The sequence below is a fragment of the Paludibacterium denitrificans genome (genome assembly GCF_009707705.1).
Lineage (GTDB): Bacteria > Pseudomonadota > Gammaproteobacteria > Burkholderiales > Chromobacteriaceae > Paludibacterium_A > Paludibacterium_A denitrificans.
Window position 1 is genome coordinate 237828 of the sequence record NZ_WLYX01000001.1, and the last position, 16094, is coordinate 253921.

A 16094-nucleotide genomic window follows, 5' to 3' on the forward strand; every position below is an offset into this window, starting at 1 on the left:
GACTTCGTTATCCCTTCGCTGTCGGTATCCTCGAGCAGTGCTGGTACCAGCGTAATGCGAGTATTACTGTCAGGAGCATCTGGCCTGACGGCTGGCGCCGTACTGTTCGGAAACACAGCCGCAGCATCCGGTACTGCGCGGATTGCTTTTGATGCTGATCTGTAAAAAGAGAGGGAAATATGTCCACAGGCTACAAACTTACCACCACTCCAGACATGGTTATTCGCCTCGACGACGGTGCCAGCATCCCACGCGGCCACCGCTGGTGGGACGACTACGAGGCATGGCTGGCGGAAGGAAATACTCCCGAAGCGCAAACGGCCGATGATGTCGCCGCCGAGCGAAATGCGGTTATCAAACAGCAGCTCTCAGAACTAGATGGAAAATCAGTCCGGTCTTTGCACGAGGCTATGCTGGCGCTTGCTGAATCCGGCACGGCACTACCGTCTGACATAACTAAGCGCCTCCAAGATTTGGAGGCGCAGAAACAAGCACTAAGGGAACAACTGGTATGAGTGCGATTCTTTCGAATTGAGGATGAAACCATCAGCTCGCGTGCCGGGAAGGGAGCACGACGCGGTGTGTGGCGTTATTGCCTGCTGTGCCGATTGCTCGATGTCGTCGACCCCGGACATTGTGAGCGGAGTATTGAAATAGACCGCTAACAAGTCGACACCAACCCGCCTTCTGGCGGGTTTTCGTTTATTGTGTCACTTAGAAATCAGGTGATGCAGCAAGCGTTAATGAGGAATAAATATCTAGGACGATTGACGGAATCAGTCATCATTCTACTGGACGAGCTGGTATCAATTAATAACCAAAACCAGCTAGGTGACTACCTGCACCATTTAAAATCACATATCCCCGCAAACCGCTTATTGCTGGTTGTCACTCACGCCTCCAAAAACACTACAACTATCGAATATCTGACCGGAGCCAATTGGCCAAGCCAATGGATCAGCCTATACCGGCGCGAGCGCTTCTATCTGGTCGACCCCATCCTGCTCTCGCCAGCCAGAACAGCTCTGATCTGGCGTGACGTTGTTGCCATGGCAACACCGACACAGGAAGCACTACGTTTTTTCCGGTATGCGAGAAATACGATGTAGCGCGTGGACTCAGCTGGATTGAAGAAAAGGATGAATACCGGGTAGTTCTATGCGCGTCTGGAGAGGCGGTTGAGCATGATCGTTTCACTCACGATCTGCTGGAAAGCATGATGCCAAAGATCACCGAAGTGGCTGTCAGGATTTTCAGCGCCAAACCAAAACTGCATGGACTCAGCAAGCGGGAATGTCACATTTTACATTGCATGGTGATGGGGATGCCTGATCATGAAACGGCTGAAAAGGTTGGTTTAACTACCCGAACGGTGCGTGACAAGATCAACAAAATCAAGCAGCTATACAACGCTTCAAACCGCTGCCACTTGATGAGTATTTTGTTCGGCATCGAATTCCCCGCCCCTTGAAATCGGTACTTATACGTACTGAATTTCTGCCGGTTTAGCGATATTCAATTGATGATGGCATTGTTAAATTTGTTCGACATATAAAACTGGTGAACAAAAACAATGATTGCACTCACAGACCGCGTCGAAGAAACCCAGTGCAGAACCCCAAACGCGACTTCGCTTTTCATCACTAATCGTTAGTGAGCACGCACGAGGCGTTCGCACTCTGCCAGATCATCACGGAACAGCCTGCCCATGAGGTCACGTTTCCTCATGTCTTTTTTCTCGTAAGCATCCAAGAAGTTGCCCATATCGCGCGCAGCATGGGAACAAGGAAGAAAATGGCGATGGCCAGCATCGATATACCAAACATCCGTCCATCGGAACGCATCGCGCTTGATTCGTGAAAGCGTGACCAGGTCATGGGCGCGCCCTGCACGGTTCATCTCGACACGGGATTTTTTCAGCCAAGCCAGCAGCTCGGAGGCGTCCTTATACGGGGCCTGTGGCAAGGACGGGACAGCCATGGCGGGTATGGCCATGATGACGACCAGGAAGCCAAGTAGTGCTTTCACTTTGCCGCTACCCAGTCACGCATGAACTGCAGAAGGATCTGTCGTTTTTTCTTGGGCAGTTGATCGAACAACGTCAGCAGCTCATGTTTGTCATCGTCCAGCCCATGGGTTGGCTCGGCCACATGCACGGCGGCTGGGGCATAGACGACATCCATGTCACCACGTCCGGTGGTTAGCCACTCGAAGCTAATCCGAAGAGCCTGGGCGATGAGAGAAAGGTTATTGGTAGTCGGCTCAGTTAAGCCGGTTTCCCAATGGCTGACGGCAGACTGATTGACCCCTGCCTGCTCGGCCAACCATCCCTGTGATTTCTTGCGGGCCTGTCTGGCCTCTTTGATGCGCGATCCGATCATCCCGACATTTTATTAGTGAACTAATATCTAAAAAAATTAGCATCGCTATTGACATTAATAATACTGATACTAATAATTACGACATTGGCAACACAGGGAGGAAGAGATGACCCCCATGGAAGAAGCAAGGCGTAGCCGTGGGATGACTCAGTCAGAACTGGCTGAGAAGACCGGATGCACACAAGGGCGCATCAGTCACCTAGAGAAGCGAATAGCACGCCCCTCTCCAGAACTGGCTAAACGGCTGGCTGCCGTGCTTGAACTGGATGTGCTGAAAATTCTTTACCCGGGTGATTAGTAAGGCGCCGCACCCACTGGCGAGGTGGGCGCGGCAGGTGGTGCAGATACTACGGTGTGGCAACCTCAGTATCAGCACCGGAAGAAATCAAAGCAAGACGATTTTTTACGGGAGCTATCACATATGGATTCGTCTCAAGACGTATTCGAAGAGCTGCAGCGCGCAGCCTCCGAATTCGGCGTCCCTAGACTGGCGGGTTTGATGGGCGTCCATCGAGGAACGCTTTTTAACAAGCTGTCCAATAAGGATGCCACTTCTCATCACAAGCCGACGCTGGCGGACTTTATCCAGATCACCGCACACAGCAAGAATCTGCAGCCGCTCAAGGCGCTAAACAGCCTGTTCAACTGCATCACCTACCAGCTTCCTGACATGAGCAACGTTTCCGACGCGGCCCTGCTCGACCTGGTCAACAAAATCTACGACGAAGGCGGGAACGTACACCGGACGATGTCCGAAGCGCTGGAAGACGGGATTGTGACTCCAAGTGAGTACAAGTCTTTCGAGCGTGACGTGCATGAATGGATCGCCGCCATTCTTGAACTTCGGGCGCGCTTCAAGGGGTTGGTTATCCATGCTCCTGAATAGCCCTATCCCAACGTGCCTGACCAAGCACGGCATAACGTCGGTACGTGACAACCTGCAGCCCGGACAAACCGTTGGCGGTCTGGCCAGTGAAATCGTCCGCCTGTTCGGAGTTGAACTCGTTGAGGCTCTGCGATGCGAAAAATCCGAAATCGTAACCAGCTCGGACTCCAGCTCGAAACAACAGCCAGCGAACTGACGGAAGAAGAACTGCGCGTAGCGCATCGCTGCGCGGGACTACAACTGCCGTTTGAAAAAGCCATGGACAACCCGGCGCTGGCCATTTGTTTAAAGAACAGCGCCCTAGCCATGAAACGTGGAGTGACACGTAGATGAACACCGACAACGTAGTAGCGCTCATTACGCCAGGACCACAGCGACACCTTGCACGATTCCATATAGCCCTTGGTGATCCATCTCTGATTTACGGCCAGCAAGACATTGCCAGCATCACCTTTCGCCGCGAAGGCAACGAGCTTGCCCTGTACCACATGGCGCTTGGCATCAGCGAAACACGACGGATCGTATTACCTGGCGACGAAATCCAGCTGCAGGTCGACAGCAAGATGCTGTTGATCATCGTCCGGGCTGTATCCGCCACCCATGTGCTGATTGACGCTTAAGCAAAGACCGTACCGCCGACATAGCCATGGTGCTGGCCGCCAGCGCCTGACCGCTTTCTAACCCTTGTGATCTGGGAGGACACATGGAACGCTATCTCACCCCAAACGAGCAGCAGCAACTGCTCAATGCGGCCTACCGGGTCAACGACCCACTGGCCCAGCGCGACTATCACATCATGGCCGCGCTGCTCCACTCAGGCTGCCGCATCACCGAGTTCAGCCTGATCACCCTTGGCGACACCTTTGATGCCCTGAAAACCGGTTACCTATTTATCCCGCGTGAAAACCGTAAGGGTGGCAAGCGCGACCACAAGGTTTTCGTGACAAAGGCACTCCGCCTGCACCTGGTAGCGCTGATCAACCTGAACGGCAGCCAACTATCCAGTGACCCGCTGGTTCCTGGGCGTTTCGGCCAACCTTTAACCGTACGCAACTATCAGCAGCGCATCCGCTACTGGGCCAAAGAAGCCTGCCGATGAACGTCACTCCCCACTTTTTCCGCCACACCCGCGCCATGAACATCATGCGCTCGAGCGAAGCCGACGACCCGCGCGGCATCGTGCAAAAGGCCCTTGGCCACAGCACCGTGGCCACCACTGGGATTTACACCGAACCCAGCCGCGAAGACATCGAGGCGACGCTGGAAGCGATCGATGGCCACGGCGGCCGCCGCCAGAGCTTGTCTAGCCTGCGCAAGGGCTATGAGCGGAGGGCTGGATGATGGTCATGAAAGAAATTGCACTCATTGGCCCAAAAGGGTCGGGCAAAACCTATCTCGCCAGATTACTCATCGATGAGCTGAAAAAGTGCGGGATCGTCGCCCGAACCACCGAACTGTCACACAAATTCCGAAAGACCGAGCGCACTACAGGCCCCGAGGTACTGATCCCCGGAAACGGAAGAACGGGATTTCATCCCGACACGGATTCGGAACCGCATCGAAGTTCGCAGCGTGACTCATAGCAAGCAGCTGTCGGCCGACATCAATCAACTACTTAAGGGGATCTGACATGCAGTGCACTTGCTTACGCGATATCGAAAAGAAACTGACCGAAAAGTTCACATCTGACCTGAGCGTACCAGCTGAAGTTAGCTGCCAGAACGAGGCTTTCATTCATGAAGGAAACTGCATGGAGATTGCTCATACCACCAACTTCAAGATCACGGCCAATGCAAAGGGCTTCATGAAGGGCAAGAACATGCCGGTGACCGCGAACTACTGCCCCTTCTGCGGGAAGCCGACGAAGAAGGAACAAGACAATGGCTAACCCCAACCGAGCCGACTGGCTCAACGACATGGACATCTGGGTAATCACCGGCCCAGCCAACGCTGGGAAAATCGAGCTTGGCTACCTCATCACCGATATTGCTTTGGGCAAAGGACTGGACACCCTTCTGGCATTCAACGTGCGCGAATTCAGCCAAGTGGAAAGCCTGCTGAAAATGCGCCAGATCCCGCCATCCATGCTGGTACTGGTAGCCGAGGAATGGCCGATCAAGGACATGCTGCCGCAGGCTGAACGCCTGTTCGTACTCAAGGAAGGCGACCAGGACAAGGTAGCGCGCATCCACCAGTGGGCCATCGACAAAGGGCTGATGCCCGCAGCGGAGGCCGATCATGCCTAACCACGTCGTCACCATCTACCCGAAGCGCCACACCGACAAACGCTCCATGGCCGAGCTGGTAGCACCAATCGACCCGCGCGAAGCCGATCAAATCAAGGCCAGCAAACGCCGCCAAGTGAACGTACGCCGCCAGCTGGAAGAGATTCTGGAGAAGCGCAGCAACGCTGAAAGAGGCATGGCATGAACACCGAACAAAACGTTTCCACGGAAAACCAATATCAACTGAGGAAACATTGCATGAAACCGCAAATCGTCATCGACACGGAAACCCTAGATGTCCAGCCTTCGGCGGCCATCCTGACCGTTGCGGCGGTCGAAATCGACCCTTCTAAATTTGACGATGCAATGTTCCGCCGGAGTTTTTACGCCCGAATCGCGCTGCCACAGCCTACCCGGACGTTGAGCCAAGACACGGCCAACTGGTGGAAAGAACAATCAGAGGCGGCCCACGCCGAAGCATTCGCACCGGAAGGGCGAGAAGAACTTTCGGATGTGGTGACCAGCTTCAATACCGGCTGTCCGAATCGGATGCTCCGATCTGGGGTAACGGCAGCGATTTCGATAACGCGATCCTGCAGCACGCCTTCAGACAGCACGGTCTTCGCTGGCCTTACTGGCGGAACCGCTGCCTACGCAGCCTGCGCGGGGTTGTGCTCGATCTCTATCCACAATGCGCTAACGAGACCCCACCGTTCGAGGGACTGAAACACCACTCCATGGACGACGCACGCCACGAGGCGCGCCAACTGGTGGTTTTCCTCGACATCCTGAATCGCCATTTTTAACTGCATCCAAGGTCACAACCATGAAACACATCAACCCCCGCGAGATCCGCAACAGTCTCGGCTTGAACCAGCAACAATTCTGGACCCGCATCGGAGTAACCCAATCTGGCGGCAGCCGCTACGAAAACGGCCGCAACATCCCCAAGCCGGTGCAGGCCCTGATTAACGCCGTCTACGTCCACCAGATCGACCGGAAAAGATCGACAGCCGCACCGCCCCCATCATTCGCGCCGTACTCGCTGGCGAAGTGGACGCCACCGCTCTGGTACAGGCTATCGCTGGCTCTTCCGATGCGCCCGGGCTCAGTGCAACCTCTGCAGTCATTACCGGCCTGCACCGAAATGCATTCGCTCCCAACGGAGGTAACGCATGAGCGACTACCGATGCCCTAAGTGCGAAAAGTTCAAGAAGCCAGACCTTAGCCAGATCGGTATCGGTTCCATGGTGAGCTTCACTGTGGCTACCAAGCCAAGCAGCAAAACGATGCGCTTCAGCAGCAAGACCGGTGTGGTGACGGCTGTAAATGGTGATGCACTGACAATCAAGGTCAAGCGTGGGGGGACTTACGTAGAGCAACGTCAAGACGTTACCCCTGAAGGTGCGCCAAGCGCACTGACATACGCCTTTTGTGGAACTTGTGAATGCAAGGAGGCCAAGTGATCAAGCTACAAGTCAACAACTCCGGTGCCCGGAAAGACATAGTTTCCAGTGCACCAGACAAGGTGGACACCCTCAAGTCGGCCGCCAGCCAACTGGGTAGCGTGGCCGCTGGCCACGTCAAATTCCGTCTGGTGGAAGCCGGTACGCTCGGCCGCGTTCTTGGCTACAGCGAAGCACCGGACTTTGCATGGAGCACATGCCAATGACGCCGACCACTCACATTCAAACAGTCTCTGGCCGCTACGTGGATCTGCTACACCCCGTGGTCAGCGATATCGACATCACCGACATCGCCCATCACCTGTCACACCTCTGCCGCTTCGGCGGGGCCTGCCGTGAGTTCTACAGTGTGGCCGACCACTCGGTAAGGGTGGCGACCATCCTGCTTCGGCGCCGCTCAAGTTGGCCGGGCTTCTGCATGATGCCTCAGAGGCCTACGTGGGTGACGTAGTCAGCCCGCTAAAGCGCACGCTGCCGTCTTATCAATACGTGGAAAACCCTGGTGCACACGGCGGTGAGCCAACGCTTCTCACTGGATCTGACCGAAGAGGATCGGGCAGCGATCACTCGGGCTGACCTTATCCTGCTGGCTACAGAACGCCGTGACCTGATGCCGGAGGACAAAACGGAATGGCCGATTCTGGCTGGGGTGGCTCCCCTTCCGGAACGCATCCGCCCACTGTCGATCGAGCAAGCCCGCGCTCATTTCATGTGGGTATTTGAAGAGAACGTCCAGCTCGATCTGCTGGGCGCGTAACAAAACAGGTGTGGCAATGGCGAATCTGCAATCCCTTCTTCCATTTTCATCCGATCGCCGAGCATTTCGCGCCTTCGGCCATGCGATCAGCGCAGAACCCGGACTGGTGGCCATGGCCCCGCTGCATGTGCTGGAAGGCAGCCTGCTGGGGCTGGTCGACGGCTGCCCGGTTCCGTGGAACGAGGCCTGCGCGGTGATCGACACCCCAACCGACACGGCCGTATCGCTCGACAGCATCGACTTTACCGACACCGTGGCCCGGCTGGCCGCCGTGGCGGTGGAAGGCTGGAGCATGGGCGTGCTGCCGGAGTTCAAGGCCATCGTATTCGGCCACGACAGTGGGCTGAAAATCGCCATCGCCGCCGACCGGCATTCAAGCTGTAAGCGAGCCCTGAAATGAAACAACAGAACAACCCGCAAATGGGGGAGTGGTTCGCTCGCCTCAAAGAAATCGATTTGCACGATCTGGCCGATCGGCTTGGCATGCAACGCCATGGCAAGCAGGGCAACTACTTCTCTCCGGCACGCAAGGAAACGCAGGCCTCCCTCTCTATCTACCCGGCCAAAGGCACCCGGGCGGCAGGCTGGAAGGACCACACCTCTGGTGACCAGTGGCAGCACCATCGACTTGGTGATCTATCTGCTTAGCCGCGCCAGCGACACGATGGAAGCTGCCAAGCTGCTGGGGGACTGGTATGGCATCCCCATGCCAAAGCCAAATCAGGCACAGCCGGAAAAGAAAAGCCGGGAAGACTACATCGCCCAGCGCTGCCTCGAGCAGCCAGAGCCAGTGGTGGACTACCTGATGGGCCGCGGCATCAGCGAAGACGTGATCCGTCGCGCCATCCAGACCAAGTCTATTGGTTGGAATACCGGACAAGCCCAACAGTTCCACCCGGTGAACCCGGACACGGTGGCCCCGCCGCGGCCTTCATCGTGCGCATGCTCAACCCGGGCCGTGTGGTGGCCGTGGATCTGCGCTATGCCGACCCCGAGCTCAACGGCAAGGTGAAAACCATGGCTCAGGGCGAGAAAACTGGCTATGGATGGACCAGCGATATCAACCGGCTGAAGCGTGCCCATACCGTCTACATCGTGGAATCACCGATCAACGCACTATCGATCGAGAGTTGCCCAAACTATAGCCATGTGGCTGCTTATGCCATCCGTGGCGTGACCAACGTGGAGTCAATCGATTGGTCGTTCCTAAAAGGGAAGAAGGTACTCATCGCCCTTGACCATAGCGACAAGGTGAACGAGAAAACCCATCAGCGCCCAGTGCTTGGCCGCTGCATGGAAACTGTCCGAACGCCTTACCTCAGCCGATGTAGCCAGCCGCATGGTGGATATGCTCGAGTGGGAAGAAGGCGAAGACATCAACGACGTACTGAAGAACTTCGGTCCGGACGAGCTTTCTATCCGCCTCAAGCGCATCGAACCGTGGCTGATACCCGGTATGCTTAAGCTGGCAATGCTGACCAGCGCCACCTGATGGAAGGCCGACGCCGCGTTTTCCTGCCGGGGCATGACTGGAATGTTTACTGGCGCTTTCGCCAGATGGATGACTTCACCCAGTACGTGGATGATTTCAAAGACACCAAGAATGATGAAGGTGAAAGCAAGCGCTCAGAAACATTCGGAGACCTGTGCGCTTTCCGTGTTGCAGGTCTGTCCCGCCTGCGCATCCAGTCCCACTTATCCACGATCAACGGAACCCCGGACAGCCAGCCAGAAACCGTATTCGGGATATCGGCGCAGATGGCCCGCCATGGCAACACCCTGCAACGAGCGGTGATCACTGACGACAAGCTATACAACCTGGAATGGTGGCGAAGCCGCTTTGGCCACATTTGGAAACCGGCCCAGTTCGCTCGCATGATCAACATCCTTGAGCGTACGGCAGATCTCGGCGCCCGGGACGTGGTCAACTTCGTAGGCCTGGCGTGGCGCGATGGCCAGCTCGCCGCACTTGAGGGCAATGATTGCTTCTTTATCGAGCCACAAAAGCAATGCCTCTACTACAACATGACCTTTCCGCGCGGTACCAGCCTGCAAGCCCGCTCGGTCATCACCGCTTATCAGGACACATTCAAGGACAACGCCGCCGCCATCGCCATGGTATGGACGCTGGGTGCCCACCTCAAAACCGTGCTGGGCTTCTACCCCCACTTTGAAATGCAGGCGGACAAGGGCTCCGGCAAATCCAAGCTGCTCGAATCCATGCAGGCCACCTTCGGCTTTCAGGTGCTGTCTGGTCAGATGCTCAAGACCGACCACCGCCGCCGCGCCTCAGTGTCCTGGACATCCAACCCGGTAGGTTGGGATGAATTCTCCAAGTTGCCAAAATCGATCCTGACCGACATCGACGGCCTGCTGCAGTCCACCTACCGTTTCGAATTCACCCGCGTGGGGTCAACCCTTACCCCGTACCTGATGTGCGCGCCCGTACTGCTGGCCGGTGAAGAAGTAGACATCCAGTCACTTCAATCCAAGGTGTGCCGTAGCAAACTGACTGTGAAGAAACAGGGCGCCATCATTCCTCATACCCTGCCCCAGTTCCCCATGTGGCAATGGCTGCAGTTCCTCGCCAGCGTAGACCCAATGCGCATCCGCGATGAACACAAGAACATGGTCAAGTTCTGCCAGAGCCGCAGCCGGTCCGGCGAAGGCGACGCCACCAGCAACCGGATGATGGAGAACTACGCTGCCATCCCGGCCACCTGGCGCTTGCTGTGCGAGTTCGCCGATATCGACATTGCCCAAGGCAGCTTTATCGAAGACTTGTTGGCCGAAATGAACGCCCACCTGTCCGAGACAGATGGCACCCGCCTTCCATGGGTTCGCATCATGGAAATTGCGCTGTCCGAACTGGATGCCCGCCACTACGAACATCCCTACCACTGGGATACCACCATCGATGACGAAGGCAAAGACGACACCCTGCTATTCATCCGCCCGAGCCACATCATGGATCACATCAGCACAGCCAATCACCTGCGCGCCAAGTTCGATTCACTGCCGGTGAAGACCCCCCGCATCTTCAAGAGCCAGTTGCTGGCCAGCGGTGTGGTAGCCGTACACAAAGGGATGATGCTGGACGACGTGGAAAAGACCATCGACCGCCGCCGCGTGGGCCATATGACTGCCATCAGCTTGAACAAGCTGGAGGCGCTGGGGCTTTCAGCGGCGCCGGAGATTAAGCGCGAAGTTGGCTATTAATGCCGTTCCCGGAGAGGGAGTTTCACATGACTGAAGACAAGCAAATGACTGCCAAGCGTCTGCGCCGCGTCTGTAAGCTGGTAGGAATAGAAAATGCCGTTCCTGACGACGACATGGTGCTGATGGATTGCATATGTACCGTACTGGGAATGATCGCCAGTGCCATCGAGGGGAAGACGCAAGCGAGTTCCCAGCCTGCCGGTGAAGCGGTGGCGGAAATCGACAATCGCGGTCACCTTAAAATCCTGAATCACAGTGCGCTGGATTATGGCGTGAAACTCTACACCACCCCGCCCGCGCAGGTGCCAAGTGAAGCATTCGAGTTGCTTCGAATTTTTCAGTCTTGGCTAGGACCAAACCGCGCCAGCTGCGGGGACGAAACTAACGGCTACACCGTGCTATGGGATCGTATTGATGCGGTGCTTACAGACCCGCCCGCGCAGGTGCCGGATGTGGATTGGCTGGCGAACGTGATCATGGAGGCCGACAAAGGCCACGCAGCCATGCCGCCGCGCTATCTGGCGCAGACGATAATCGCCGCGATGAAATCAGCCGCTCCACAGCCGAAAGGGAATCATCGTGACTAAGTTTCTCCCGCTGCTCTACTACGCCGCTGTCGCGCTGGCCGCCAGCCTCGCCGCCGATGCGGCCCATCAGCACAGTCCGACGCATCAGAGCTACGACTCCACTCTGCAACGGTGGTGACCACAATGAAAACGGCCAAGTGGATGACACCTCATGGTGAAATACTGCTCTCCGGTAGTGATGATGCGTTGCAGTGGGCAGAGATTCAGGTGCGATTAATCTCTGAGCCTGCTCAACCAAGAATCCCGAAATTCCGACATGGCGTTCCATGTGAGGATTGCGATCCAAAGTTCGGATGCACGATGAACTGTGGCCCATCTGCCGCGATGGCCTATCCGGTTCCGCCAAAAAAGCCATACCCCAAACGCTAGACTTCGCTTTTCCAAATGGTAAACACCATGCAAAACACCGAGCAGCTTACCTTTGAGCAATTCGCCGCCCTGACATCAGCCGAGCGCATCGCCTACCTGAAAGAACAGCCCATAACCACCGAGAGCAAGGGATTCATGGACGGCACCAAGCGCGTGGGTGATCCGTCAGCCATCAGCACCAAGCACCGCGCCGTAGTGCGGGGCATCCCGATAGGCGGCTGGTATGCCACGCAACAGGCCGCTATAGATGCCGCTCAGGAGTTCCTGCAGGAGTGGGACGGCGAGCTATAGATGTCGGCCACCGCCACCACCGCGCCCCGAACCGGCGCGGTTTTTTTGTGCCCGGAGGCAATCCAGCTATTGAGTAACACAGTATGAGAAAAATTCCGTGGATTCTTGGCTGTTTTGTTTGTAAGTCATTGATATTTGAGCAAACACCGCCCACGATTTTTCAAAAATCTACACGGTTTTCCTCCTGTTTTACACGGTTTTTCGTTTTTCTCCACATTGCAGTTTCTCAGCGCAGCCCCTTATTTCTTTCTCTTTCTTTTTAAAAATCAAAGAGAAAGAGAAATAAAGCGGTGAAAAAAAGGAGGTGGATAGATACACGGGTTTGAGAGCCTGCTTATTTTTTGACCCACAAAATCATTTCTCACTACACGGGTTTTCCGTGGGCAAAAATGGTACTCAACCAATTGTTTTTAATGGTTTTTCATGTAGCATTTATAGAAATCCACACATACACGGGTTAATTTGCCTGTTCCCCCATAGATCGTAAGAAATGAACCGACTGTTCGAAGAGTTCCTGCTCTTCAAAGCTGAAAATGACTCATCCTCCGATCGCACGGTGAAGGCCTATCGGGACATCCTGGTGCGCTTCGAAAACTGGCTGGTAAGCGGCGATCCGCTGAAACAGACCGGCGACACCCTTTTGGCCTTCACCGGGCCATATCTCCATAAGCACTTGCAGCTGGCGCCGGTAAGCCGCACCCCCTATGTGGCGTGTGTCCGCGAGTTCTACCGCTGGGCCAGCGCGGTTCGTCACTTGATAGGGAAAGATCCCGCCCAAGCTGTTCCATACCCGCGCAGGCCCGGAAAGCTGCCGCGAGTGCTCTCGCTGGATAACGCCGAGCGCCTGATGTGGGCTCCGGATTTCGGCTCGTTCGAGGGCGTGCGCGACGCCGCCATGCTGTCGCTACTAATCGGCTGTGGCCTGCGCGTGGGCGGCTTGGTCTCCCTCAATGAAAGCCACCTGACCGCGCAGCTGGTAGACAACGAGCCACGCATGGCCATAAAGCCAACCGAAAAGGGAGCAAAGGAACGCCTGATTCCGGTACCGCGCGAAGCCGAGCTGCTGTTGCGCGTGTACCTCGAGCACCCGGATCTGCAGACGATTGAGCGCGAAACCGCCAACAGCGACCGCGTACTGTTCGTTACCACCCGTAACCGCCGATGCCCACCTCATGAGTATTACGGTGAGAAGCGCCGCTTTTCCCCGCGTGGGGTTCTGGCCATGATCCAGCGCCACGGCAAGCGCGCCTAACATACCGGCCGACCAGCTACACCCACATGCCCTGCGCCACCTGTATGGCACCGAACTGGCTGAAGGTGATATTGACCTGCTCGAGCGCCAAAAGCTGATGGGTCACAAAGACCCGAAGTCCACGACGATCTACACCCACGGCAGTCAGAAAGCTGACCTCAAGTGTCGACAAGGCCAACCCGTTGGCCAAGATGACCACCCCAGTCAGCCAGCTGCTGGGAGAGTTGAGCAACAAGCCATCAAGGCGTGTGTGAGGTGGCTTAGATTCTTACAAGCCATAGTGTGTGTATTAACCCTACGGTTAGACGTGCCGTGGAGAGGTGCTTGCAGGGATTCTCCAAAGTACCCTTCAAAACGGGCTAAATCAGAAATCAGACTGTACCTGTCCTGACTTCGCCTTCTATCAAAAAGCGAAGTAAGGAAACGGACAGACGGGCATTACAAGGATGGTGACGACATGGAAAGACGAAGTGACGGGACGGGAATTGCAGGGGCATCCGAAGTGGGTCTGACGGCCCTCCCCTTCAATCGAGAACGATTCCCATTTAGATCGAAGCACGAACAGGCCTCAATTGATAAAATGAGAACAATTCTCACCCCGGGGGGTCGGCAGGCCATAGACCACCCCGCTCGCAGGGGGGTGGGTACCGGATGTCTGCACTACTTCCAAACTTCATAATGAGGAAAAAAAATCGCGCGCGACCCGCGCTTAGATCATCTGCGCCAGATGGGTATGCATCCATGCTGGCAGAAAGTTGCCGCAGAGATCGGTATGGATGCGTTTCTTGCTATGTGGCGCATCTTGGACAAAGAGGAGCAGTGGCACCACATCAAGGGCAGCCTTGAAATTCGACTGCGCCACTATAGTTCTTATGAAAAGTTTCAGCGCAATCTATACATCAAACAACTCTCAGAAAAAGGTCATCTATCCCCCAAGGAGATCCACTATCGTTTGTGTGAAGGATTATGTGAAAAACTCGAACTAGCCCACATAAAGCGAATCATCAATAACAAATAGAATAATGACATGAAGAAGACAGCGATTATTTACGCTCGTGTCAGCACCAGTCGTCAGGCTGACGAGGGAATTTCTATCGATAGCCAGATTGAGCAAGCTGAAAAAAAGCAGCGGAGCTCGGCGCTACTGTGATGCGGGTATTCCGCGACGACGGCGTTTCTGGACGGACGGCGAATCGCCCTGCTTTCCAAAGCGCCATCAAATTTTGCGATGGTTATGAAATCGACTATTTCATCGTATGGAACACCTCACGGTTCGCTCGCAATAAGATCGATGCCGCCAGTCATAAAAAGCTGCTGGAAAGTGGTGGGACCAAGGTGGTGTATGTCTCGGTAAACATCGACAACGAGACAGATGAAGGTTGGTTCTCTGAATCAATCTTCGAAATTATGGATGAGCACTACAGCCGACAGGTCTCCCGTGACACCCGACGCTCGATGCTCAAGAATGCCCGTGATGGATACTGGAATGGTGGCAAGGTTCCCTATGGCTATGCTGCTATAGCTGCTGATGGGCATCGAAAACGGTTGCAGATCGTGCCAGAAGAGGCTGTGGTAGTGAAAGAGATATACCGGGTCTACTTAACTGGTATTGGCTGCAAGATTATTGCCATGAACCTTAATGATCGCGGAATTTATTATCGTGGAGAGAGGTGGAGTAAAGGACATATAGCAAGAGTGTTGAAGAACCCAGTTTATTCCGGCTACATCGCGTTTAATCGGCTTGATAAGCTGAAGCATGAGAAGCCTGAAAGCGAGTGGATTATGACGAAATCACACGATGCGATTATCGACTCGGAAGATGCAGCAAAGGTACGTGAGCAATTCCGATTGCGCGCACCAAGCAACGATGGCGGTAGCCCACACAGCAACTTTGCTTTCACCGGGATTCTACGGTGCGGGGAATGCGGGGCGGCGATGCAAACAGAAAGCGCTACCGGTAGAAATAAGATATACCACTATTACAACTGCAGCCGTGCCCAGAAAGGCAGTGGGTGCAGAAATCGTCGAATTTCAGCCGGAGAATTTGATCAATGGATGGTAGACACGATCATCCAGCGTGTTTTGACTCCGGAACGCATGCGCGAGGTCATAGCTGAAGTCCAAGAGCTAACGTCTTCATGGCAAGAGGATCATGATCGACGGCGCCAAGCAGTAATAAAACAGATCAAGGAGTGCAATCGTCGGCGTCAGAATCTGTTCGACGTGCTTGAGCTACATGGCAAAGATGCCCCTAATCTGGGCGACCTGACCACTCGGCTCCGACAACTTAACAATCAGCTTAAAATGCTTGAAGAAGAACTTAGGGCCATAGAAGAGGAAGACGCTCCGACAGTGAACATAAGCGATGAGCAAATACTTGAAGCAACCGGGCTTTTCTCAAAAGTCATCCAAAATACCGGTGACAACAAGAAACTTCGGCTACTGATGGGGCACTTCATCGATAAAATCGTGGTAAACGACTCTAATGTTGAGATGGAATATCGGCCGGACAGAATCGTGAATACAAATGAAAAGAGCCGTGAACTTGTGGTTCACAGCTCTGAAAACTGGCTCCCCGAGCAGGGCTCGAACCTGCGACCTGCGGATTAACAGTCCGTCGCTCTACCAACTGAGCTATCAGGGAATTGAACTAAGAGAGTG

Annotated in this window: 32 protein-coding genes, 1 tRNA gene and 3 pseudogenes; 33 read left to right on the forward strand and 3 right to left on the reverse strand. The window is 55.0% G+C overall.

From position 1 onward, the window contains the following. Window positions 1-179: 179 nt before the first annotated feature. The 3 genes from GKE73_RS01665 (at window position 180) to GKE73_RS01675 (ending at window position 1471) form a co-directional block, all read left to right on the forward strand. The gene (locus GKE73_RS01665; protein WP_230368835.1) at window positions 180-515 is read left to right on the forward strand and encodes a hypothetical protein; all 336 of its coding nucleotides are present in this window, start codon (window positions 180-182) and stop codon (window positions 513-515) included. A gap of 213 nt (window positions 516-728) precedes the next feature. Then, window positions 729-1109 (forward strand): autoinducer binding domain-containing protein, encoded by a 381-nt coding sequence (locus GKE73_RS01670; RefSeq protein WP_230368836.1) that lies wholly within the window; start codon window positions 729-731, stop codon window positions 1107-1109. Between the two features lie 107 nt (window positions 1110-1216). Next, window positions 1217-1471, forward strand: coding sequence for a helix-turn-helix transcriptional regulator (locus GKE73_RS01675; RefSeq protein WP_230368837.1), 255 nt, complete (start codon window positions 1217-1219; stop codon window positions 1469-1471). Between the two features lie 179 nt (window positions 1472-1650). On the opposite strand, the gene GKE73_RS01680 is transcribed toward GKE73_RS01675, so the two are convergent. Then, window positions 1651-2028, reverse strand: coding sequence for a hypothetical protein (locus GKE73_RS01680; protein ID WP_230368838.1), 378 nt, complete (start codon window positions 2026-2028; stop codon window positions 1651-1653). Then, window positions 2025-2381 (reverse strand): helix-turn-helix domain-containing protein, encoded by a 357-nt coding sequence (locus tag GKE73_RS01685; protein WP_230368839.1) that lies wholly within the window; start codon window positions 2379-2381, stop codon window positions 2025-2027. Before GKE73_RS01685 ends, GKE73_RS01680 begins: the two co-directional genes overlap by 4 nt. 106 nt (window positions 2382-2487) lie before the next feature. Between GKE73_RS01685 and GKE73_RS01690 the strand changes: the two genes are divergently transcribed. The 30 genes and pseudogenes from GKE73_RS01690 to GKE73_RS25270 all read left to right on the forward strand — a co-directional run bounded on the left by GKE73_RS01690 (window position 2488) and on the right by GKE73_RS25270 (window position 16043). Then, window positions 2488-2679 carry a helix-turn-helix domain-containing protein gene (locus GKE73_RS01690; protein WP_230368840.1) on the forward strand — a complete coding sequence of 64 codons (192 nt, stop codon included), beginning with the start codon at window positions 2488-2490 and terminating at the stop codon, window positions 2677-2679. A 123-nt stretch (window positions 2680-2802) separates the two neighbouring features. Continuing rightward, on the forward strand, window positions 2803-3267 hold the full coding sequence (locus GKE73_RS01695; RefSeq protein ID WP_230368841.1) for a phage regulatory CII family protein: 465 nt from the start codon (window positions 2803-2805) through the stop codon (window positions 3265-3267). Between the two features lie 132 nt (window positions 3268-3399). After that, window positions 3400-3600: a hypothetical protein gene (locus GKE73_RS01700; protein WP_230368842.1), complete on the forward strand. Its 201-nt coding sequence runs from the start codon at window positions 3400-3402 to the stop codon at window positions 3598-3600. Further along, window positions 3597-3887 carry a hypothetical protein gene (locus GKE73_RS01705; RefSeq protein ID WP_230368843.1) on the forward strand — a complete coding sequence of 97 codons (291 nt, stop codon included), beginning with the start codon at window positions 3597-3599 and terminating at the stop codon, window positions 3885-3887. The genes GKE73_RS01700 and GKE73_RS01705 overlap by 4 nt, the downstream gene beginning before the upstream one ends. Before the next feature lie 83 nt (window positions 3888-3970). Continuing rightward, window positions 3971-4366, forward strand: coding sequence for a tyrosine-type recombinase/integrase (locus GKE73_RS25240; RefSeq protein ID WP_376767251.1), 396 nt, complete (start codon window positions 3971-3973; stop codon window positions 4364-4366). Beyond that, window positions 4363-4608, forward strand: a complete 246-nt coding sequence (locus tag GKE73_RS25245) for a tyrosine-type recombinase/integrase (RefSeq protein ID WP_376767252.1) — start codon at window positions 4363-4365, stop codon at window positions 4606-4608. Before GKE73_RS25240 ends, GKE73_RS25245 begins: the two co-directional genes overlap by 4 nt. 289 nt (window positions 4609-4897) lie before the next feature. Next, entirely contained in the window at window positions 4898-5155 is a 258-nt protein-coding gene (locus tag GKE73_RS01715) for a hypothetical protein (RefSeq protein ID WP_230368844.1), read from the forward strand. Then, a complete protein-coding gene (locus GKE73_RS01720; RefSeq protein WP_230368845.1) occupies window positions 5148-5513 on the forward strand; it encodes a hypothetical protein in 366 nt (121 codons plus the stop codon). The genes GKE73_RS01715 and GKE73_RS01720 overlap by 8 nt, the downstream gene beginning before the upstream one ends. Continuing rightward, window positions 5506-5697 carry a hypothetical protein gene (locus GKE73_RS01725; protein ID WP_230368846.1) on the forward strand — a complete coding sequence of 64 codons (192 nt, stop codon included), beginning with the start codon at window positions 5506-5508 and terminating at the stop codon, window positions 5695-5697. Before GKE73_RS01720 ends, GKE73_RS01725 begins: the two co-directional genes overlap by 8 nt. Window positions 5698-5750: 53 nt before the next feature. After that, window positions 5751-6014, forward strand: a pseudogene (locus GKE73_RS25250) (3'-5' exoribonuclease domain-containing protein); the annotation flags it as partial. Continuing rightward, window positions 5936-6298 (forward strand): 3'-5' exoribonuclease domain-containing protein, encoded by a 363-nt coding sequence (locus GKE73_RS25255; protein ID WP_376767405.1) that lies wholly within the window; start codon window positions 5936-5938, stop codon window positions 6296-6298. The pseudogene GKE73_RS25250 and the gene GKE73_RS25255, both read left to right, overlap by 79 nt. Window positions 6299-6318: 20 nt before the next feature. Next, a complete protein-coding gene (locus GKE73_RS01735; RefSeq protein ID WP_230368848.1) occupies window positions 6319-6690 on the forward strand; it encodes a helix-turn-helix domain-containing protein in 372 nt (123 codons plus the stop codon). After that, a complete protein-coding gene (locus GKE73_RS01740) occupies window positions 6668-6958 on the forward strand; it encodes a hypothetical protein (RefSeq protein WP_230368849.1) in 291 nt (96 codons plus the stop codon). Before GKE73_RS01735 ends, GKE73_RS01740 begins: the two co-directional genes overlap by 23 nt. Then, window positions 6955-7164 (forward strand): hypothetical protein, encoded by a 210-nt coding sequence (locus tag GKE73_RS01745; protein WP_230368850.1) that lies wholly within the window; start codon window positions 6955-6957, stop codon window positions 7162-7164. Before GKE73_RS01740 ends, GKE73_RS01745 begins: the two co-directional genes overlap by 4 nt. Continuing rightward, a complete protein-coding gene (locus GKE73_RS01750; RefSeq protein WP_230368851.1) occupies window positions 7161-7409 on the forward strand; it encodes a hypothetical protein in 249 nt (82 codons plus the stop codon). Before GKE73_RS01745 ends, GKE73_RS01750 begins: the two co-directional genes overlap by 4 nt. A 51-nt stretch (window positions 7410-7460) precedes the next feature. Beyond that, window positions 7461-7715, forward strand: a complete 255-nt coding sequence (locus GKE73_RS01755; RefSeq protein ID WP_230368852.1) for a hypothetical protein — start codon at window positions 7461-7463, stop codon at window positions 7713-7715. 112 nt (window positions 7716-7827) lie between these two features. Continuing rightward, on the forward strand, window positions 7828-8115 hold the full coding sequence (locus GKE73_RS01760) for a hypothetical protein (RefSeq protein WP_230368853.1): 288 nt from the start codon (window positions 7828-7830) through the stop codon (window positions 8113-8115). Further along, a complete protein-coding gene (locus tag GKE73_RS01765; RefSeq protein WP_230368854.1) occupies window positions 8112-8363 on the forward strand; it encodes a hypothetical protein in 252 nt (83 codons plus the stop codon). Before GKE73_RS01760 ends, GKE73_RS01765 begins: the two co-directional genes overlap by 4 nt. Beyond that, window positions 8320-8727 (forward strand): hypothetical protein, encoded by a 408-nt coding sequence (locus tag GKE73_RS01770; protein ID WP_230368855.1) that lies wholly within the window; start codon window positions 8320-8322, stop codon window positions 8725-8727. Before GKE73_RS01765 ends, GKE73_RS01770 begins: the two co-directional genes overlap by 44 nt. Before the next feature lie 5 nt (window positions 8728-8732). Beyond that, window positions 8733-8960, forward strand: a pseudogene (locus GKE73_RS01775) (toprim domain-containing protein); the annotation flags it as partial. A 94-nt stretch (window positions 8961-9054) separates the two neighbouring features. After that, window positions 9055-9207 carry a hypothetical protein gene (locus GKE73_RS01780; RefSeq protein ID WP_230371543.1) on the forward strand — a complete coding sequence of 51 codons (153 nt, stop codon included), beginning with the start codon at window positions 9055-9057 and terminating at the stop codon, window positions 9205-9207. Then, window positions 9207-10934: a hypothetical protein gene (locus GKE73_RS01785; RefSeq protein WP_230368856.1), complete on the forward strand. Its 1728-nt coding sequence runs from the start codon at window positions 9207-9209 to the stop codon at window positions 10932-10934. The genes GKE73_RS01780 and GKE73_RS01785 overlap by 1 nt, the downstream gene beginning before the upstream one ends. 26 nt (window positions 10935-10960) lie before the next feature. After that, the gene (locus GKE73_RS01790) at window positions 10961-11521 is read left to right on the forward strand and encodes a hypothetical protein (protein WP_230368857.1); all 561 of its coding nucleotides are present in this window, start codon (window positions 10961-10963) and stop codon (window positions 11519-11521) included. Continuing rightward, window positions 11514-11639 carry a hypothetical protein gene (locus GKE73_RS22090; RefSeq protein WP_280954683.1) on the forward strand — a complete coding sequence of 42 codons (126 nt, stop codon included), beginning with the start codon at window positions 11514-11516 and terminating at the stop codon, window positions 11637-11639. The genes GKE73_RS01790 and GKE73_RS22090 overlap by 8 nt, the downstream gene beginning before the upstream one ends. Before the next feature lie 278 nt (window positions 11640-11917). Then, on the forward strand, window positions 11918-12181 hold the full coding sequence (locus GKE73_RS01795) for a hypothetical protein (RefSeq protein ID WP_230368858.1): 264 nt from the start codon (window positions 11918-11920) through the stop codon (window positions 12179-12181). Between the two features lie 490 nt (window positions 12182-12671). Continuing rightward, window positions 12672-13433 carry a tyrosine-type recombinase/integrase gene (locus tag GKE73_RS01800; RefSeq protein WP_230368859.1) on the forward strand — a complete coding sequence of 254 codons (762 nt, stop codon included), beginning with the start codon at window positions 12672-12674 and terminating at the stop codon, window positions 13431-13433. A gap of 70 nt (window positions 13434-13503) precedes the next feature. Further along, on the forward strand, window positions 13504-13824 hold the full coding sequence (locus GKE73_RS25260) for a hypothetical protein (protein WP_376767406.1): 321 nt from the start codon (window positions 13504-13506) through the stop codon (window positions 13822-13824). A 336-nt stretch (window positions 13825-14160) separates the two neighbouring features. Beyond that, window positions 14161-14451, forward strand: coding sequence for a hypothetical protein (locus GKE73_RS01810; RefSeq protein WP_230368861.1), 291 nt, complete (start codon window positions 14161-14163; stop codon window positions 14449-14451). 119 nt (window positions 14452-14570) lie between these two features. After that, a pseudogene (locus tag GKE73_RS25265) lies at window positions 14571-14903 on the forward strand (recombinase family protein); the annotation flags it as partial. Next, window positions 14889-16043 carry a recombinase family protein gene (locus GKE73_RS25270; protein ID WP_376767407.1) on the forward strand — a complete coding sequence of 385 codons (1155 nt, stop codon included), beginning with the start codon at window positions 14889-14891 and terminating at the stop codon, window positions 16041-16043. The pseudogene GKE73_RS25265 and the gene GKE73_RS25270, both read left to right, overlap by 15 nt. Here the strand turns inward: GKE73_RS25270 and GKE73_RS01815 are convergent. Further along, window positions 16002-16077 (reverse strand) — tRNA-Asn (locus GKE73_RS01815). The genes GKE73_RS25270 and GKE73_RS01815 overlap by 42 nt on opposite strands. Between the last annotated feature and the right edge of the window lie 17 nt (window positions 16078-16094).

Excerpts from the sequence above, each read along its gene's own strand:
- GKE73_RS01695 (WP_230368841.1), top strand. The coding sequence starts at position 2,803 with ATGGATTCGTCTCAAGACGTATTCGAAGAGCTGCAGCGCGCAGCCTCC.
- GKE73_RS01810 (WP_230368861.1), top strand. The coding sequence starts at position 14,161 with ATGGGTATGCATCCATGCTGGCAGAAAGTTGCCGCAGAGATCGGTATG.
- GKE73_RS01715 (WP_230368844.1), top strand. The coding sequence starts at position 4,898 with ATGCAGTGCACTTGCTTACGCGATATCGAAAAGAAACTGACCGAAAAG.
- GKE73_RS25245 (WP_376767252.1), top strand. The coding sequence starts at position 4,363 with ATGAACGTCACTCCCCACTTTTTCCGCCACACCCGCGCCATGAACATC.
- GKE73_RS01735 (WP_230368848.1), top strand. The coding sequence starts at position 6,319 with ATGAAACACATCAACCCCCGCGAGATCCGCAACAGTCTCGGCTTGAAC.
- GKE73_RS01760 (WP_230368853.1), top strand. The coding sequence starts at position 7,828 with ATGGCCCCGCTGCATGTGCTGGAAGGCAGCCTGCTGGGGCTGGTCGAC.
- GKE73_RS01765 (WP_230368854.1), top strand. The coding sequence starts at position 8,112 with ATGAAACAACAGAACAACCCGCAAATGGGGGAGTGGTTCGCTCGCCTC.
- GKE73_RS01740 (WP_230368849.1), top strand. The coding sequence starts at position 6,668 with ATGAGCGACTACCGATGCCCTAAGTGCGAAAAGTTCAAGAAGCCAGAC.
- GKE73_RS01780 (WP_230371543.1), top strand. The coding sequence starts at position 9,055 with ATGGTGGATATGCTCGAGTGGGAAGAAGGCGAAGACATCAACGACGTA.
- GKE73_RS01725 (WP_230368846.1), top strand. The coding sequence starts at position 5,506 with ATGCCTAACCACGTCGTCACCATCTACCCGAAGCGCCACACCGACAAA.
- GKE73_RS01800 (WP_230368859.1), top strand. The coding sequence starts at position 12,672 with ATGAACCGACTGTTCGAAGAGTTCCTGCTCTTCAAAGCTGAAAATGAC.
- GKE73_RS01690 (WP_230368840.1), top strand. The coding sequence starts at position 2,488 with ATGACCCCCATGGAAGAAGCAAGGCGTAGCCGTGGGATGACTCAGTCA.
- GKE73_RS01670 (WP_230368836.1), top strand. The coding sequence starts at position 729 with ATGCAGCAAGCGTTAATGAGGAATAAATATCTAGGACGATTGACGGAA.
- GKE73_RS01795 (WP_230368858.1), top strand. The coding sequence starts at position 11,918 with ATGCAAAACACCGAGCAGCTTACCTTTGAGCAATTCGCCGCCCTGACA.
- GKE73_RS01785 (WP_230368856.1), top strand. The coding sequence starts at position 9,207 with ATGGAAGGCCGACGCCGCGTTTTCCTGCCGGGGCATGACTGGAATGTT.
- GKE73_RS25270 (WP_376767407.1), top strand. The coding sequence starts at position 14,889 with ATGCTCAAGAATGCCCGTGATGGATACTGGAATGGTGGCAAGGTTCCC.
- GKE73_RS01705 (WP_230368843.1), top strand. The coding sequence starts at position 3,597 with ATGAACACCGACAACGTAGTAGCGCTCATTACGCCAGGACCACAGCGA.
- GKE73_RS01700 (WP_230368842.1), top strand. The coding sequence starts at position 3,400 with ATGCGAAAAATCCGAAATCGTAACCAGCTCGGACTCCAGCTCGAAACA.
- GKE73_RS01720 (WP_230368845.1), top strand. The coding sequence starts at position 5,148 with ATGGCTAACCCCAACCGAGCCGACTGGCTCAACGACATGGACATCTGG.
- GKE73_RS01790 (WP_230368857.1), top strand. The coding sequence starts at position 10,961 with ATGACTGAAGACAAGCAAATGACTGCCAAGCGTCTGCGCCGCGTCTGT.
- GKE73_RS25240 (WP_376767251.1), top strand. The coding sequence starts at position 3,971 with ATGGAACGCTATCTCACCCCAAACGAGCAGCAGCAACTGCTCAATGCG.
- GKE73_RS01750 (WP_230368851.1), top strand. The coding sequence starts at position 7,161 with ATGACGCCGACCACTCACATTCAAACAGTCTCTGGCCGCTACGTGGAT.
- GKE73_RS01685 (WP_230368839.1), bottom strand. The coding sequence starts at position 2,381 with ATGATCGGATCGCGCATCAAAGAGGCCAGACAGGCCCGCAAGAAATCA.
- GKE73_RS01665 (WP_230368835.1), top strand. The coding sequence starts at position 180 with ATGTCCACAGGCTACAAACTTACCACCACTCCAGACATGGTTATTCGC.
- GKE73_RS01675 (WP_230368837.1), top strand. The coding sequence starts at position 1,217 with ATGATGCCAAAGATCACCGAAGTGGCTGTCAGGATTTTCAGCGCCAAA.